The 17,125-nt window shown below is 51.1% G+C and carries 14 protein-coding genes; 7 read left to right on the top strand and 7 right to left on the bottom strand.

Going from position 1 to position 17,125, the window contains the following annotated elements:
- The first annotated feature begins 32 nt into the window (after positions 1–32).
- From ppk1 to HMPREF9069_RS09745, 4 genes are all read left to right on the top strand, one after another.
- Positions 33–2,471 carry a polyphosphate kinase 1 gene (gene ppk1, locus HMPREF9069_RS01725; RefSeq protein WP_021625378.1) on the top strand — a complete coding sequence of 813 codons (2,439 nt, stop codon included), beginning with the start codon at positions 33–35 and terminating at the stop codon, positions 2,469–2,471.
- On the top strand, positions 2,468–3,799 hold the full coding sequence (gene rlmD, locus HMPREF9069_RS01730; RefSeq protein WP_021625379.1) for a 23S rRNA (uracil(1939)-C(5))-methyltransferase RlmD: 1,332 nt from the start codon (positions 2,468–2,470) through the stop codon (positions 3,797–3,799). Before ppk1 ends, rlmD begins: the two co-directional genes overlap by 4 nt.
- Before the next feature lie 567 nt (positions 3,800–4,366).
- Positions 4,367–4,804, top strand: coding sequence for a GNAT family N-acetyltransferase (locus HMPREF9069_RS01735; protein ID WP_021625381.1), 438 nt, complete (start codon positions 4,367–4,369; stop codon positions 4,802–4,804).
- Positions 4,805–4,864: 60 nt separating this feature from the next.
- Positions 4,865–5,047: an LD-carboxypeptidase gene (locus HMPREF9069_RS09745; protein WP_021625382.1), complete on the top strand. Its 183-nt coding sequence runs from the start codon at positions 4,865–4,867 to the stop codon at positions 5,045–5,047.
- Between the two features lie 233 nt (positions 5,048–5,280).
- Here the strand turns inward: HMPREF9069_RS09745 and HMPREF9069_RS01740 are convergent, their stop codons facing one another.
- Together HMPREF9069_RS01740 and HMPREF9069_RS01745 are read right to left on the bottom strand one after the other, a co-directional pair.
- The gene (locus HMPREF9069_RS01740) at positions 5,281–7,011 is read right to left on the bottom strand and encodes a [FeFe] hydrogenase, group A (RefSeq protein WP_021625383.1); all 1,731 of its coding nucleotides are present in this window, start codon (positions 7,009–7,011) and stop codon (positions 5,281–5,283) included.
- On the bottom strand, positions 7,005–8,825 hold the full coding sequence (locus tag HMPREF9069_RS01745) for an NAD(P)-binding protein (RefSeq protein WP_035438052.1): 1,821 nt from the start codon (positions 8,823–8,825) through the stop codon (positions 7,005–7,007). Before HMPREF9069_RS01745 ends, HMPREF9069_RS01740 begins: the two co-directional genes overlap by 7 nt.
- Positions 8,826–9,119: 294 nt before the next feature.
- On the opposite strand from HMPREF9069_RS01745, the gene HMPREF9069_RS01750 reads away from it, so the two are divergent.
- Positions 9,120–9,527, top strand: a complete 408-nt coding sequence (locus tag HMPREF9069_RS01750; protein WP_021625386.1) for a GNAT family N-acetyltransferase — start codon at positions 9,120–9,122, stop codon at positions 9,525–9,527.
- A gap of 229 nt (positions 9,528–9,756) precedes the next feature.
- Positions 9,757–11,301 (top strand): flotillin family protein, encoded by a 1,545-nt coding sequence (locus tag HMPREF9069_RS01755; protein ID WP_021625387.1) that lies wholly within the window; start codon positions 9,757–9,759, stop codon positions 11,299–11,301.
- A 68-nt stretch (positions 11,302–11,369) separates the two neighbouring features.
- Here the strand turns inward: HMPREF9069_RS01755 and HMPREF9069_RS01760 are convergent, their stop codons facing one another.
- The 5 genes from HMPREF9069_RS01760 to glf all read right to left on the bottom strand — a co-directional run bounded on the left by HMPREF9069_RS01760 (position 11,370) and on the right by glf (position 15,747).
- Positions 11,370–12,386: a P1 family peptidase gene (locus tag HMPREF9069_RS01760; RefSeq protein ID WP_051317752.1), complete on the bottom strand. Its 1,017-nt coding sequence runs from the start codon at positions 12,384–12,386 to the stop codon at positions 11,370–11,372.
- A gap of 11 nt (positions 12,387–12,397) precedes the next feature.
- Positions 12,398–13,015, bottom strand: a complete 618-nt coding sequence (locus HMPREF9069_RS01765; RefSeq protein WP_021625389.1) for a Maf family protein — start codon at positions 13,013–13,015, stop codon at positions 12,398–12,400.
- 109 nt (positions 13,016–13,124) lie between these two features.
- Positions 13,125–13,310 (bottom strand): ferredoxin, encoded by a 186-nt coding sequence (locus tag HMPREF9069_RS01770; RefSeq protein WP_035438055.1) that lies wholly within the window; start codon positions 13,308–13,310, stop codon positions 13,125–13,127.
- Between the two features lie 146 nt (positions 13,311–13,456).
- The gene (locus HMPREF9069_RS01775) at positions 13,457–14,491 is read right to left on the bottom strand and encodes a glycosyltransferase family 2 protein (RefSeq protein WP_021625392.1); all 1,035 of its coding nucleotides are present in this window, start codon (positions 14,489–14,491) and stop codon (positions 13,457–13,459) included.
- 53 nt (positions 14,492–14,544) lie between these two features.
- Positions 14,545–15,747, bottom strand: coding sequence for a UDP-galactopyranose mutase (glf, locus tag HMPREF9069_RS01780; protein WP_021625393.1), 1,203 nt, complete (start codon positions 15,745–15,747; stop codon positions 14,545–14,547).
- A 220-nt stretch (positions 15,748–15,967) separates the two neighbouring features.
- Between glf and pta the strand changes: the two genes are divergently transcribed.
- Positions 15,968–16,945, top strand: coding sequence for a phosphate acetyltransferase (gene pta / locus HMPREF9069_RS01785; RefSeq protein WP_035438058.1), 978 nt, complete (start codon positions 15,968–15,970; stop codon positions 16,943–16,945).
- Positions 16,946–17,125: the final 180 nt, after the last annotated feature.

A 17,125-nucleotide genomic window follows, 5' to 3' on the forward strand; every position in this document is an offset into this window, starting at 1 on the left:
CTATTGAGTAAGTGAGAAATGGGGGCTCGTTTATGGCGGACAAAGTTACAGCCACACAAGGCAAAAATCCTGAAAAGTCGGCAAAGACTACAAAGGAAACTGCTACCCCGAAGAATTCTTCTCAAAAGGATAAAATCCAATCACCAAAACATGACTTTTCGTATACGCAAAACCGCGAGATCAGCTGGCTACGCTTTGATGACCGTGTGCTTGACGAAGCGTTAGATGAAACTGTCCCTCTTTTTGAACGACTGAAATTCGTATCCATCTTTGGCTCGAACCTTGATGAGTGGTTTATGATTCGCATCGGTGGTCTTTCTGATTTGAATCTACTCAAACATCAGCCTACAGATAACAAATCCAACCAAACTCCCGCCGAACAGCTTCGAGCCATCTTTACAGTACTTCCCAGTTACATTGAAAAGCAAGAAAAGGCACTGGAGACTATTGAGTCACAACTTTCTCATCGCGGTCTTGAACGTGCGAGCTGTGAAACCATGAACGATGCTGACAAGGTTGTTGCCTCCAAATATTTTGACACACATATTGCACCTATCATCTCGCCGCAAATTGTCGATCCTCGCCATCCCTTCCCCAATCTACGCAATATGCAGCTTTATGTGACCTGCTCACTCAATGGACCTGATGAGTCGGGAATGCTGGGCATTATTGAAGTGCCCGCGTCACTCCCCCGTGTGATTCCCCTACCAAGCACGCAAGAAGTATGGCGTTACACCCTCATCGAAGATGTAATTCGTACTCGCCTAGATGGACTCTTTGGCAATTACCTACCAACTGCTTCTGCGGTCATTCGTCTAACACGCAATGCCGATATCGATCCTGATGGCGAAGGTGTCGGTGAAGAAGAAGACTATCGTCAGCACATGAAACGCGTGCTCAAGCTACGCCAGCGTTTGCAACCAGTGCGCTTGCAAGTCCAGGGACAACTTCCCAAAGATTTGGAGAAATTTATCCTCAGCGAGACAGAACTGCCCCGCAAGCGCGTCTTCCGCGTTAATATGCCTCTAGATTTAGGCTATATCTTCTCGCTTGAGTTGCACCTACCTGTAGATTCGCGAGCGACGCTACTGTATAATCCCTTCTCGCCTCAGCCTTCCTCAATGGTTGATATGTCAAAACCCATTCGTCCACAGGTTGAAGCTAACGATATCCTGCTCTTTTATCCTTATGAGTCAATGGATCCGCTGCTACAACTTATCCATGAAGCGTCATCAGATGATGACTGTATCCAGATTAAAATTACGCTTTACCGCGTAGCCAAACTCTCTAAGCTGTGCGAATCTTTGATTGCGGCATCCGAAAATAACAAAGATGTCACCGTGTTAATGGAGCTGCGCGCGCGTTTTGACGAGGCAAACAATATTGCTTGGGCAGAACGCCTTGAAGATGCGGGTTGCACCGTAATTTACGGTCAAGAAGGTTTTAAGGTGCACTCTAAGATTTGCCAGATTACCTACCACCAACAGGGTGAAATAAAGCGAATCACCTGCCTTGGTACAGGCAATTTCAATGAGAAGACAGCGGGTCTGTACTCCGACTTTATGCTACTTACAGCACATGAGGGCATTGGTGAAGATGGCAATGTATTTTTCCGCAACCTTTCGTTAGGTAATCTGCATGGAAGTTACCGCTATCTTGGCGTGGCACCTACCCGTCTCAAGCCTTTGGTGATGAGTGGCCTTGATCGCGAGATTCATCGCGCCAAAAGTGGTCATGAAGCAGCAGTTCTCATGAAGATGAACTCGCTAACTGACCGTGATGTCATTGATAAGATTTCGGAAGCCTGCGAAGCGGGTGTTCAAGTGACGCTCATCGTCCGTGGTATTTGCTGTATCAAAGCAGGCGTCCCAGGCAAAACAGATGGATTGGTCGTGCGCCAGATTGTAGGGCGCTTCCTTGAACATGCCCGTGTCTACGCCTTTGGATCCGAGATGGATACCATCTATCTCTCCTCTGCCGACATGATGACACGCAATACCGAACGTCGCGTTGAGATTGCCTATCCTGTGCTTGATCCACGCTGTCGTCAGATGGTCAAAGAATACATGGATCTCCAGCTTGCCGATAACACCAAGGCTCGCCAGCTCACCTCAGATGGCATCTGGCAAAAGATTGAACTGGGTGAAGGTGAGTTACTCGTTAACTCTCAGGAAAGACTATGCGCACTTGCCAGTGAACGCGCCCGAGCGTCAGCTGATGCTCAGGCCACGGCCAAACGTCATCGCATTCAGAGCGCCGATGGTAAAGGTCCTTCTGTGGGAGAGACTACTCGTATATCTTCCCCTACATCTGAACCCAAAGTACAGGATGCCAACACTGCCAATATGAGTAGCAAAACGGACGAAAATGAGATAATCGCCGAGAAACCTGAGATCCCACGCGGGCGCATGAGCCAAGCGTTCCACTTGATTGGTGAAGGCATTGCCACCTTGTTTGGCTTGAGGAGATGACATATTTAGTGCTCACACTGCAAATAGAGCGTATGGCCTATGGAGCTGACGCAATCGCTCACACTCCAGAAGGAAAGACCATTTTTGTTGCCGGGGCTGTTCCTGGTGATATTGCTGAGGTTGAAATCGTACAAGATGGCTCAAGCTTTTCAAAAGGCAGAGTCAAGCATATTGTCGAGCCATCTAAAAAACGCGTCGCTCCTATCTGTCCTTATGCAAGTATATGTGGCGGTTGCCCTTGGGGGGTTCTTGCAAAAGATGCCCAACTTGAAGCAAAGCGCTCTTCTGTTGTGGATGCACTCGTTCGCATCGGACACTTTGAGATGGCAACAGCTGAGTCCTTGGTTGCAAACTGCGAGCGTCCTTCTGCCGACTGGGGATATCGCAACAAAGTGGAACTCGCCGTAAGCCGACAAAAAGGTCGTCTTGTTATAGGCATGCATGCAATAGATGGGTCAGTCATCAAAGTCGATTCGTGCCCACTTTTGCAAGACAAGCATGCAAAACTTGTCAAAGCAGTATCAGGCGCCTTGGGCTATCTCGGTAGTACCAATGAACTTGGCCTCGAACGAGTTGGTATTCGTGTAGCACTGCATACTAAAGATATTGAAATTGCACTCTGGGGAGAACCAGGTGCTTTTCCCCGCGCTCAAGTTGCAAAAGTCCTCGGTGACGCCACGCATGCAAGCTCTGTTGTACGGGTACTCACCAAAGGACCAAAAAAAGCGCGCCGCGTCACTGGTGTAGAAGTGCTTTCTGGTAAGGGTCATTGGACCGAGCGTATTGCAGGTCAGCGTATGGCTCTTTCTGCTCCTTCATTTTTTCAGGTTAATACCTTAGGAGCAGAACGCTTGATTGAGCTGGTACTTGCAGGACTTGATCCTCAGCCAGACGAAGAGGCAATGGATCTGTACTGCGGTGCGGGCACCTTTACCCTACCCCTTGCAAAGCGATGCGAATTTGTCTCTGCTGTAGAAGCATCTGGGCCTGCTGTTCGTGATCTCCGTCGTAATCTTGATAATGCACAGTTACAAAACGTTGATGTTATTGGCGGAGATGCTGGTCGAGAGTTTCCTGATAGCGATGCAAACTTGATTGTTGTTGATCCACCACGTGCTGGGCTTGCTGAGGATGTGGTAAAGCAGCTCTCAGAACAGCGCGCCCGTCGCATTGCGTATGTAAGCTGCGATCCAGCAACGCTTGCACGTGACCTTGCACGTTTCCGCGCACTAGGTAACTACCAGCCGCTGCACATTACCCCTGTTGACCTCTTCCCCCAGACTTACCACGTCGAGACGGTTTGCTTATTGTCAAGACAGACTGCCTAGAAGCCCAAAAGCCCTTAAAACATTGCGCGTCTACAGGCTGCAATGCAAATGAAAGGGCAACTATTCATACTGTAGCTATGGCATATATGCTCAGAATAAAAACTAGAAAGTAAAAGAGACGTGTTGCGGTGCGGAGCTACAACATAAGAAAAGGGTGCACGATTCATCAGCTCCATCCCAGGTAAAAATTACCGCAAGGGTGCCTTTTGAACCCCCCGTCTTCCATTTATTGCAGACGGTTCAAAACCGTACCAAACGGCTCAAGAAAGTGCAGGTAAATTTTCTTCCAAGGGTGCCTATTGAACCCGATGTGGGCAAAAGGGTGCATCGTGAACCGCCTGCGGGTAAAAAGGGCACATTGTGAACCGTTACAGCGCGGAGCTACAACATCCGAAAGGGTTCACGATTGATTGGTTAAGCGTATAAAGTCAGCTTAATCTGCGAGAAAGCGTTTACAATATATCATTATTTATAAGCCTAGCTACATATACCCCTTTATTGAACAAACCTTTTTCTTTATGTGTCAAATCTGGTCTAACAAAGAGATTGGAATTTGAGGAATTACGAATGGAGATAAGAGAATATACAACTTATCGTGAAAACGAAATATTGGCGCTTTATAAGGCTGTGGGATGGACAGCATATACAGAAAATCCCACCGCTCTTCGAAATGGTTTTGCACATTCTTTGCTGGTCTTAGCTGCCTATGAAAGCGATGAGTTACTCGGCATCATCAGGGCTGTCGGAGACGGCTTTACGATTGTGTTTATCCAAGATATTTTGGTTTTCCCTGAAAAACAACGACAAGGAATCGGCTCAGCATTAGTCAAAGCGGTGCTTAGTCGCTATAGCAATGTACGCCAAATAGCACTGGCAACAGATAGCACTGAAAAGACCATCGCCTTCTATCAGTCAATGGGATTTCATAAGCTTTCAGAATTGGGTTGCTGTGGATTTATGAAATGCATTCAAGTTAGTCCAATTACTAAAAAGGACAGAGCATGATAAAAACAGTAACGATCGTGAGCCTTTCAAGCGGAGTAATTGGGAAATCGTTTGTAAAGCATGAATTGTGCGATCGGCGGTGACGATACTTATCACCTGCTTCCCTATCTCTTTGAACATAACGAATTGGAATCCGCTGCCTCTGATAAAGTTTTTCTTGGCTTCTCAGACACAACAATGGTTCACCTTCGCGCAAGCAAGACAAAAAGCGCAATGGCACAAAGAGAGGATGAACGGTTATGACAATCAGAGGTATTGCTGTCGCTCCCTCCAACTTCGGTTCAGCCCTTCCCAGTTTCACTGGTACTATGGCCTCTGCTGACTCCTCGCCGTTCGTTGTTACTACTGTTGGGCGGTCTGTCGCCGTTGCCCTTCTTTAGGGTCGGCCGACCTTTGCAATTTATTTCCGCTTCGCCGACGAGGACCCCGTGGCAAGGCATGGGGTCCTCCGCTAGCTAGCGATTATGAGACGCTCTCTACTCCTCGCCAGGCATGATCCAAGCATGCTGATTCGTATGGAGAAGCTCCTCGGCGCGCTTGGAGAGTGGCTCGCCTAGGTACTCCGCGTATACGGTCGTAATCGCAGGGTTCTCATAGGAATTGCGATACTTAGCGACGCGATCGAGACCATAAAGCACGTCACCCAGAAGCCTCTGACGCTCCTGACCGTCGTGAATAGGCTGACCGCCGCCACCAACACAGCCGCCGGGACAGGCCATAACCTCGACGAAGTCGTAGGACACGGAACCCGCGAGAATCGCCTCGCAGAGACGCCCGGCGTTGGCGAGGCCGCTTACCACAGCGACGCGCAACGGCGTTCCAGCAAGGTTGTAGGTAGCCTCCTTCCACCCGTCAAGGCCACGAACGTCCTTGAAGACGTCGGTCTCGGGAGCGCTGCCTGTAACGAGGAAGGACGCAGTGCGCAATGCGGCCTCCATGACGCCACCCGTGGCACCGAAGATGATGCCAGCGCCCGTACCCTCGCCGAGCGGCTCATCGAAAGGCTCATCCTCAAGCCTGCGCGGGTCGATGTGCTCTGAGCGAATCATGCGGTCGACTTCACGAACCGTGAGAACCACGTCCACGTCAGGATCACCGCATGCGTCGTTCATCGTGGGCAGCGCACACTCGGACTTCTTGGCCACGCAGGGCATGATGGAAATCGAGAAGATCTTGTGCGGATCGACGCCGAGTTTCTCGGCGTAGTAACTCTTGATGATTGCACCGAACATCTGCTGCGGCGACTTGGACGTCGATACATCATCGACGAGCTCAGGATAGTGTGACTTGACATAGCGTACCCAGCCTGGACAGCAGCTCGTGAACATGGGATGGTCGTGCGGACCTTCCTTGAGGCGCTCGAGCAGTTCTGTGCCCTCTTCCATGATAGTAAGGTCGGCGGAGAAGTCGGTATTGATGATATAGTCAAAGCCCATCGGTCTGAGACAGGCAACGAGGCGCTCGACAGTGGCCTCCTTGTTTGACATGCCCCAGTGGTCGCCCCAGGCGGTGCGCACGGAGGGTGCAATCTGAACGATGGTGGTGATGTCGGGGTCTTCCAGTGCCTCCCAGACGCGGTCGGTGTCATCGCGTTCACGTAGTGCACCCGTAGGACAGTGCGTGATGCACTGACCGCAGAGTGCACAGGCGACAGAGTCGATTGGCAGGCCGCCGATAACATTGACCGAGGTGTGAGCCGCTCGATTGGCGAGATCCCACACGTGGCAGTCTTGCACCCTGTCGCAGATCTGTATGCAGCGCAAGCAGTTGATGCACTTGTCGTTGTTACGGATGAGGGGGAAGTTCTGGTCCCACTCAATGTCGGGTAGATGCTTCTCATAGGGAAGCCCCACGAGACCGAGGTCGTTGGCAAACGACTGCAGTGAGCAGTTACCGGAACGAACGCAACTCGTACACTCGGAGTCGTGCTGCGAGAGGAGCAGCTCAGTGTTGACCTTGCGAGCCTGACGGACCTTAGGAGTATCAGTATGAACGACCATGCCGTCGAGTGCGCAGTTGTTGCACGAGGCAACGAGCTGGTCGATACCTTCGACTTCAACCACACAGACACGGCAGGCACCTATCTCGTTAACGTCCTTGAGGTAGCAGAGCGTGGGTATCTCGATGCCCGCCTCATGCGCAGCGTCAAGAATGGTAGTGCGCTCGGGCACGCGAATCTCACGGCCATCTATGGTGACGGTTACCATTGCGTGAACCTCCCTCCGCGGAACGCGCCAAAGCCGAAGTGGTCGCAGCGCAGGCACCTAGAGGCCTCCTGCACAGCCTCTTCGGACGTGAACCCATCCTCGATTTCATCGAAATCGTCCTTGCGTTCCACAGCCTCGCGGAACTTGAGCTCGCAGCGGGCACAGCTGACCTTGCCCTTAAACTGAACATCGGGAATCTCGACGTTGGCTTCGATGCGATGGTCGAAGCCAAGGTAATGGTCGATGTTGGCTGCAGCAACCTTGCCAGCGTTGATGGCACGGATGACCGTGGCGGGGCCTGTCTGGCAGTCACCGCCCGAGAAGACGCCCTCGAAGCCTTCGATGCTACCGAGGGAGTCGGTTACAATCTTACCCCTGTTGGTGACCACACCCTGAGCAGCAAAGGCGTCTGAGTCGATCTTCTGACCGATGGCAACGATAACGCGCTCGCAGGGGACACAGACCTCGTCGGCCTGCGCATTGCGCGGCGCGGGACGACCCCACTTGGGACCGCCAATGATCTGAGGCTGCACGACGAGACCAGAGACGCGGTTGTCATCAGTGGCGATACGCAGAGGCGCATGCAGCTCAAGGAGCTCGCAGCCCTCTTCCTTGGCACCCACAATCTCCTCGTCCTGTGCCGTCATATCGGCAACGCGACGACGGTAGACGATGGTGACCTTCTCGGCACCGCAGCGGACGGCAGAGCGTGCGCAGTCCATGGCAACATTGCCACCTCCCACGACGCACACGCGCTTGCCCGTAAAATCGGGAAGTTCATCATCGCCGATGGAACGCAGCATTTGCACGGCGGAGATGACGCCTTCGGCGTCCTCACCCTCAAGTCCGAGCTTGTTATCGCTGTGAGCGCCGATCGCGATATACACAGCATCGTAGTCGCGCCTGAGCGACTCAAGGTCAGTGACAGGAGTGTCCAGGTGCACCTTGATGCCCTGATCGACCAGCCACTGAATCTCGGAGTCGAGGCGCTCGCGCGGCAGGCGGTATGCTGGAATGCCGTAACGCAGCATGCCGCCAAGCTTGCGGCGGGCCTCGAAGATTGTGGGCTTGTGCCCCATGAGAGCTAGGTAGTAGGCGGCAGAGAGACCCGCAGGGCCGCCGCCGATAACGGCCACGCGCTTGCCCGTGGGGTCGGCGTGGCTAGGCGTGTAGTCACTTTCCATATGGTCGGTCGCGAAGCGCTTGATGCCGCGGATGTTCATGGGATCGTCAACCATGCCGCGACGGCAGTACATCTCGCAAGGATGCTCGCAGACGAGGCCGCAAACGAGGGGCAGTGGGTTGTCCTTGCGGATGAGGCGCACGGCGTCGGTGTTGCGACCAGCCTCGACCAAGGCAATGTAGCCAGGGATGTCGACGCCTGCTGGGCAGCCCGACACACAGGGGACACGCTGGCTCTGGACAAAGCCGCAGGCCTTGTGAGCAATGTGGTACTCAAAGTCATCGCGGAAGCCGCGAATGGCTGTGAGCGCCATCTCGCCAGCCTCGTACCCGATGGCGCAATCGCTCGACAGATAGATAGTGCGGGCAGTTCTCTCGATGAGCTCGAGCGTATGCTCGTCTCCCCTACCGGCAAGGACGTCCTCCATGAGCTCCTTGAGGACACCAAGACCGACACGACAGGGAGTGCACTTGCCGCAGCTCTGGATAGCGCACATGCCGACAAAGGCCGCAGTAAACTCCACAGGACATGGTGCAAGCGAACTCACAGCGAGTCGCTTGCCTACCGCCTCATGGAGACCATCCATGACGACCTGAGCCTGGCTGCGCTCCATGACATGAAGCCTAGCCATTCGATTATCCTCTCCCAGAGGGTTGCAGCCCGCAGACGCAGGTTCCTCTCCCCTCCCGCGAGCCCTTGCATATAATCTTAAGGGATAAAACGTGGGTCATATATACACAAAACGTAGAATTTGGGTAAATGTCGGTCACCGACCGGACGTGGAACCAAAACTTGGGAGATAGCATGTGACGCGTCTGGAGAGACCTATGACTACTGTGGATTTATGAAATGCATTCAAGTTAGTCCAATTACTAAAAAGGACAGAGCATGATAAAAACAGTAACGATCGCTTGTCCAAGTCAATATGGTGCATCACAAAGCGCGACCCGACCTTTTTAAAGGTCCTACAACCAAATATTCAAAGCGTCAACTTGAAAGCATGCTGGATGACTTAGAAAATCCCATCTTTGTTGCAGTAAATGATAAAGACATTGTGCTTGGCTACGCTTTCTGTCAAACAGAGCAAGCAATGAACGACCCTCTTAGAACCGCCGTCAAGACCTTGTATCTAGATGACTTGTGTGTAGATGAACTTTGTCGCGGACAGCATGTAGGCAGAGCACTCTACCAGCAAGTCTTAGATTTTGCCAAAACTCATGGTTACTACAATGTCACCCTTCATGTATGGGCAGGCAACACTCAAGCAGAGCAATTTTATGCAGCGCAGGGCATGACTACTCAGTACCGCTGTCTTGAACAAATTGTCGGCTAGGTTCTATAGATGGTTCATCCTTCGAAATTCTGCAGATTTTTTCCTGCGAGTTTATTGCCGTCTACCTCGAAGCTTGAACCATTTGCAAATGGCGAAACCTGAACCATTTGCAAATAGTAAAAAATGCGTAACGCAAAAATGTAACAGGTATCATTGCTTCAAACACGGGATATGCACTCAAGATTTACGTGTACACTTGACAGCATTCCGTACCTAGAAGGAGGAGTTCATGGAGCTATTACAGGTCATTCTCATCGGAGCATTGGTTGTGCTGCTGATAGTCATCCTGGCAACAGGATATGTTAAAGCACCACCCGATCAGGTATACATCATCTCGGGTTTTGGCAAACAGCCGCGTTACCTTACCGGTAAATCGAGTGTACGTATCCCCTACCTACAGCGTGTTGACCGCCTGTCGCTCAAAATGCTCTCGGTAGACGTAAAAACCACAAAAACCATCCCTACACTCGATTACATCAACATCATGGTTGATTCTGTCGCAGTTGTAAAAATCGCAAATGAACCTGATGCTATCTCACGCGCCGCAGAAAACTTCCTCAATCGCGATTCCGACTATATCAACGAAATGGTTGTGAACGTACTTGAAGGTAATTTACGCGAGATTATCGGTGGCATGCGTCTTGTCGAGATCATGAACGACCGTAAAGCTTTTGCGGCGAAGGTTCAGGAAAACGCCAGTGCCGACATGCAACGTATGGGTCTTGAAATCGTTTCGTTCAATATTCAAAACATTGATGATGCGGGGCTCGGTGTCATTGAAAATCTAGGTATTGCCAACACCGTTGCTATCCAGCAAAATGCGCAAATTTCCAAGGCCAATGCCGAAAAAGAGATTGCTGTTGCCCGCGCCGAGGCTAACAAAGTTGCAAATGATGCCCGTATTGCATCCGAAACCGCAATTGCAGAGCAAAACAATGCTCTTGCACTTAAGCAAGCTGCTCTTAAGACCGAAGCTGACACTGCAGCCGCCAAGGCAGACGCAGCCATGGGCATTGAGGCACAAAAGCAGCAGAAAGAAATCAATACCGAGCAAGTTAATGCTGAAATTGCAAAAGCTGACCGTGAAGCAGAGCTCAAGGCAAAGGAAGTCACCGTCAGAGAGCAAGAGCTTGATGCAACCGTCAAAAAGCAAGCCGATGCAGATCGTTATGCTGTAGAGCAGCGTGCACAAGCAGATCTTGCACAACAACAGCGTCAGGCGGAAGCTGAACTCTATACTGCTCAAAAGAAGGCCGAGCAGATTAAAGCACAGGCACAGGCAGATGCCGAAGCAACACGTATGCGTGGCCTTGCAGAAGCAGATGCGGTACGTGCCAAGGGCGAGGCAGAGGCAGAGGCGGCCAAGGCAAAGGGCATCGCTGAGGCAGAAGCCATGGATAAAAAAGCAGAGGCTTTGCGCAAGTATGGCCAAGCAGCACTTGCCCAGCAAATTATCGGACTTCTTCCCGACATTATTGCTGCTGCATCCAAACCTATCGAGGGTATCGATGCTATCAATATCTACTCCACAGTAGGCAACACAGACAGTGAGGGGTCACCAGCAGCAGGCGTAACAAGTATCGCTCCCCAATCTATCAAGGCTGCCTTTGATATGGTGCAGTCTGTCACAGGTGTAGACCTTGCGGATGTCATGCGTGCTGATACCTATGATGCCAAGGTCAATCGCAATATTTCTCTTGATGCAAACTCTGCGGCTACGGTAGCTGAGGTTGCCAAGAAAGCTTCCAATACATCAGAAAAGCAATCAAGCTAGTAGTGCGACAGGCCTTTTGGTCTTTACTTATAAACAGGTATCTTCACTGCGGTGCGGATACCTGTTTTTTATAAAGATGGGTTTTGCGACAGATTTTGTCTTAACTCAGCTGCAGAGATAACTCCATAGGCACTCTGAGCGCTACGAACACCATCGACAATGGCATGTGCGATGGCCTGCGCAGAAAGTATACCTACCATATCAACAGGAGCTTCTGCCTCACCGGTTGCCATCACAAAGATAGTGTCACCGTCATTGGTGGTGTGCGTAGGCTTGATAGCATGAGCATAGCCGTCGGCTGCCATCTGTGCCACTTTTGTTGCCTCAGCTTTACTAAGACGTGCATTTGTGACAACACAGCTAATAGTGGTATTAGTGCGCGGGACACCATGCGAGCGAGCAAAATCTGACTCACGCTGCATCTGAAGTACCAGCTCGACAGTCGAAGCAAGCCCTGTCCCATCCTCGTTAAGCACACCGGCAATCGGCTTATGAGTATCAGGGTCCCAAATATCTCCTGCAGCATTAACTGCCGAAACCGCTCCGCAAATGAGCTCTCCTGCCCGCTCTACCGCCTCCCCTAGTCCAGACTTCATACTACGAGTAGGGCCAGCTACTTTACCAATCGTACATCCCGTACCTGCACCCACATTTCCCCGTTCAAGTGGCTCTTCTGCATGCTCAAAAGCAGCACGAACAGCAGCAGCACCTTCTGCGACACCAGGACGTACATCAGAGCGCCCACAGGCTAGATCAAAAAGACAAGCAGAGCTCACTATGGGTACAACACCCACTCCAACATTGACACCGATTCTGCGGTGCTCTAGCTCTTCTGCGACACCACAACTCGCCGCGAGGCCATATGCAGAGCCACCAGAGAGCACCACAGCATCCAAGGTCTGAACCGTCTCTTCAGGCCGCAACAAATCAGTCTCTCGTGTAGCAGGAGCCCCTCCTCGCACATCAACACCACCCGTAGCACCTGCAGGGCACACGATAACCGTACATCCTGTCCCTGCCTCAGCAAGCGTTGCATGACCAGCATAGATACCGGGAATTTGAGTGATGGAACTAATCTGCTGCACGAGACTTCCTCCTAAAACCAATAACAAGAAACGTTATCAATATTTGAGTGGATGCGATCGAGCTCGCGGATAAGATGGGCTATTGGCAGGCCAACTACGTTATAAAAATCACCACAAATGCCGCTCACCAACCTGCGTCCACGACCTTGAATGCCATAAGCGCCAGCCTTATCAAAAGGCTCACCCGTGGAAATATACCATTCTATTTCCTCATCGCTCAACTCATAAAAGCCAACCGAAGTTGTCTCATCAAAGGTGGTCTCAGAGATACATCCTGCCATGGGATTGCCATCAATCAAGATGCAAACACCTGTAGTCACCAAGTGCTTGCGACCAGACAGCAAATGCAGCATTTGACGAGCCTCGTCAGCGTCTTTCGGCTTTCCCAATACTAGGCCATCATCAGTCCAGACGATAGTATCAGCAGCTATGAGAGTTTCCCCTTGAGCCAGCTGAGGGTTGTCATTGTGTGCAGCCCAAGCTTTTGCTCTGGCGAGACGACGTACGTATGAGACAGGGTCTTCTCCTGGAGCACGCGTTTCATCTGTCCAGGCGGGATGTGTCTCAAATTGGAACCCCTCGGCCTGCAGTAGTTCTGCTCGACGGGGTGATGCTGAAGCGAGTATCACGATATATCCCCTTCCCTATCTTCGTCCAAACCCTATAACAAAGGCCGACCCCCAAAGGAGCCGGCCTCTACGCTGGACAATCTGAGATTGCAGATTGGGCTAACAATCACTACTCGACAGTGATGGCCTCAACAGGGCAATCCTCAGCAGCCTGCTTTGCGTCATCCTCGACGTCAGCAGAAACCTCGTCAACGATGACATGGGCAAGACCGTCGTCGCCAACTTCGAATACGTCGGGGCAAGTACCCTCGCACATGCCGCAGCCGATGCAATCCTCGGAAACAGATGCCTTCATGATAAATCCTCTCACTTTCGCGCTTGAACCCCTTATCCAAGCGTTACTACATTTTTACACGTTTGTACGCGTAAGGCTAGTAGTCTTTGTACGCACTCACGTGACTGGTCGAGATACTACCAGCAAGATGAAGACTACGCTAGAGCTTAATTAAACTTAACCAGCTTTTGCGCTGCGCGATAGAGTCCAACAGAAACCTTTTTGCCCATATCACCAGGCAGATTCATTGATTCACCAATAAGACCGTGGCGACAACGTACATACATGCGATGGTCATATTGGCGCAGCTCCTCCCACAACTCATCGAGATTCTTTTGAGCATCAGGCTTTTCAGAAAGCTTGGAGAAAATCGAGCTGACACCCATCATGAGTTGGAAATATCCCAGCATATAGCTACGCAACTCTACTGGCTCAACATCATCATAGAGATGATAGGCATACATCATGATGCGAGTAATACGTAGCTGCTGATCAATCCTGCCAATCATAACTTTCTCACTAACAGATTGGTCATCACGACCAATGAAGTAGCGATAGAGGTCAACATCAAGGTAATAAAGCGTCTTGCAGCGAGGCAAGGGTACATAAGCATAGATGTTGTCCACATAAAAGGTATGAGCGGGCATAGGTATGCCACCATCACGCAGAATATCTGTGCGATAGCACAAAGAGTGCATCAACAGATTCTGGGACATATTAAAGTGGCCAATCTTGTCCCAAGTAAAAATCTTTCCACGAGGCACTGCACGACGGTAGTCGATAACAATCTGCTTGCCATCCTCAACGTGCTCATAGACGTAATTGCTAATAACGAGGTCTACACGAGTATCAAACTCAATGAAATGACGAAGCTTGGCAAGCAGAGCCTGCAAGGCGTCGCCATCCAGCCAGTCGTCAGAGTCGACGACCTTGTAATACACGCCCGTTGCATTGCTCAAACCCTTAAGAACAGCAATACCATGGCCGCCATTTTCTTGGTGAACAGCTTTTACAAGATTGGGATAATGGCGCTCCCAATCCTGAGCCTTGGCGAAGGTATCATCTTTGGTCGAACCGTCATCAACAATGATGACCTCAACGTCATCGGCATATCCAGAGCCTTCGAGGATTGAACTGATGCAGTGATCCATGTACTCGGAGGAGTTGTAACACGGAATGCCAAAACTGATGGTCTTTTGCATGCAATAAAACCTATTCTCGCTAATAAAAGGCCCTATTTGAGGGCCTTCTCACCTTAGTGATTTGCCTTAATAATCTCGTCCGAAAGTGCCAAAGCAGAGCTAACAACACCGTCCATATCATAGTAACGATACTCTGCTAGGCGACCTACCACGTGGAAGTTAAGCAGACCCTCAACTCTTGCGCGGTAAGCCTTGTAGAGTTCGATGTTTTGCTCCTCAAGAATAGCGTAGTAAGGCGTCTGATTGCCACCCGGCTCGTAAGGCATGGGATATTCGCGCATGATGGTTGTCTTGCCAGGTAGCACCTGACCAGTAAGATTTTTAAACTCAGTAATGCGAGTAAAGTCTTCGCTTGTGGTGTAGTTAACGGTACCTACAGGCTGGAACTGATCGATATCTAGGGTCTCAAAGCGCATATCGAGAGAGCGATACGGAAGAGGACCCAAATCCATATTGAAAAGTTCATCTAGAGGGCCCGTGTAGATAACCTCGCCCCCATAGGGAACACCACAAACTTGTACGCGCGTCTCAGACACAGAGAGTACATCGCGAGCATCAACGTTGAGATATACCTCGATAAGATCGTGGTCGAGCATACGCTCAAAAAGGGCGGTATAGCCATCAACGGGTTCACCCTGATGGGGAGCAGTTGGGAAGTAGCGGTCATCGTCGCCCACAAAAACAGGAACTCGGCCAGTAATAGCGGGGTCAATCTCGGCAGGAGTTTTGCCCCACTGCTTCATCGTATAGTGCAAAAAGACGTTCTCATAAACATAGTCTGCAACCTCAGACAGTTCGGGGTCATTTGCCTCTCGAAGTTGCATAATGGGAACCTTTTTGTTTTCGCCAAAGGTTGCCACGAGCTTTTGGTAGAGGTGTTCGCCTTTCTCCTCGCCAAAGGCAAGCTTTAGAGACTTGTGATTGAAAGGCACAGGCATGAGAGTGCCATGAATATTGGCAAGCACCTTGTGCTGGTAATCGGTCCAGTCGGTAAAGCGCGACAGGAAATCGAAGCCTCGTTCATCAGTGGTGTGATAAATGTGGGGACCGTACTCATGAATAAGTACACCAGCCTCGTCAATGCGGTCGTAGGCATTACCTGCAATGTGCGGGCGGCGCTCTAGTACTGCCACCTTAAAGCCAGACTGCTCAGCAAGTCGGCGTGCACACACGGCACCCGCATACCCTGCGCCGACAATAATTGCATCGTAAGTACTGCCATTAAAGCCAGCGGGTAGGCCCATCTGTATGCTCATGTCATCCTCCTGCGCGGGTAACTTCCCCGCGCTTCTCTAGTGATTTCTCCTAAGAAATCACTATCTATGGCACAACCGTGCCAAACTGTCTGATTCAACATTATTCGAGAGTTTACCACGCATGACGCCAAGGCCTCTATAATGACCTAGAAAGGCATCAAATGACCAAGCAATGCCGGGCAAGGTGAGAAATTTTCTCACAAAGAAAAAGGAGAGATGCATGAGCGACTTCCTTGCACGCATGAAAGCAGCTGCTGCAGCTGATAAAAAAACCATTGTGCTACCAGAAGGTGAAGATCCTCGTACTATTGAGGCAGCAAAACAGATTGTTGCCGAAGACCTAGCAAATCTGGTCATTCTCGGTAATCCTGCAGAAATCGATGTTCCTGGTGCCGTTGTTGTAGATCCTACCTCTGACACGCGTGCAGAGGCTTATGCACAAAAGTTTGCCGAGATTCGCGCCAAGAAGGGCGTTACCATCGAGCAGGCACGTGAGCAGGTTAAGGATGCTACCTATTTTGGCACCATGATGGTCAAGATGGGTGATGCTGACGGCTTGGTTTCTGGCGCATGTCATTCCACCGCCAATACTCTGCGTCCTGCTTTGCAAATCCTAAAGACCGCTCCTGGTGCCAAGCTTGTGTCGGGCTTTATGGTTGTGTGTGTGCCTGATTGCGAATTCGGACAAGATGGCAATTTTATCTTCTCTGATATTGGTCTCAACATTGATCCTGACGCCGACCAGCTTTCTGAGATTGCTATCGCTTCTGCCGCCAGCTGGAAGGCATTCATGGGTAGCGAGGCCAAGGTTGCACTGCTTTCCTACTCCACCAAGGGCTCTGCCAAGGGCGATTCTGCTGACAAGGTGCGAGAGGCCATTAAGCTTGTAAACGAAAAGGCTCCTGAACTTGCGGCCGATGGTGAACTCCAGCTTGACGCAGCGTTGGTACAGTCTGTAGCAGACCTCAAGGCTCCTAGCTCGACCGTCGCAGGCAATGCGAACGTCCTTATCTTCCCCGACCTGCAGTCGGGCAACATTGGCTACAAGCTGGTGCAGCGTCTGGGCAAGGCCGGGGCCTACGGTCCCATCCTGCAGGGCATTGCTAAGCCTGTCAACGACCTATCCCGTGGCTGCAGTGCTGAGGACATCGTTGGTGTTGTCGCCATTACCGCTGTCCAAGCTCAACAAATGGCGTAAGTTCACATCAATTTTGCTGTGTGCTACACACTAATGGGTCACAGCTCAACGGGTCGCCGTTCCAGCTGCGACCCGTTTTTCTTTGCTCAAAGCATGCGGGTGCATGGCTTCATTCCCCGCAGACGGTTCATACTGCCCCACCCTCCGCAGACGGTTCAAAACCGTCGCTCTGCTTCCACA

The organism is Atopobium sp. oral taxon 810 str. F0209 (genome assembly GCF_000466405.1).
GTDB lineage: Bacteria > Actinomycetota > Coriobacteriia > Coriobacteriales > Atopobiaceae > Olegusella.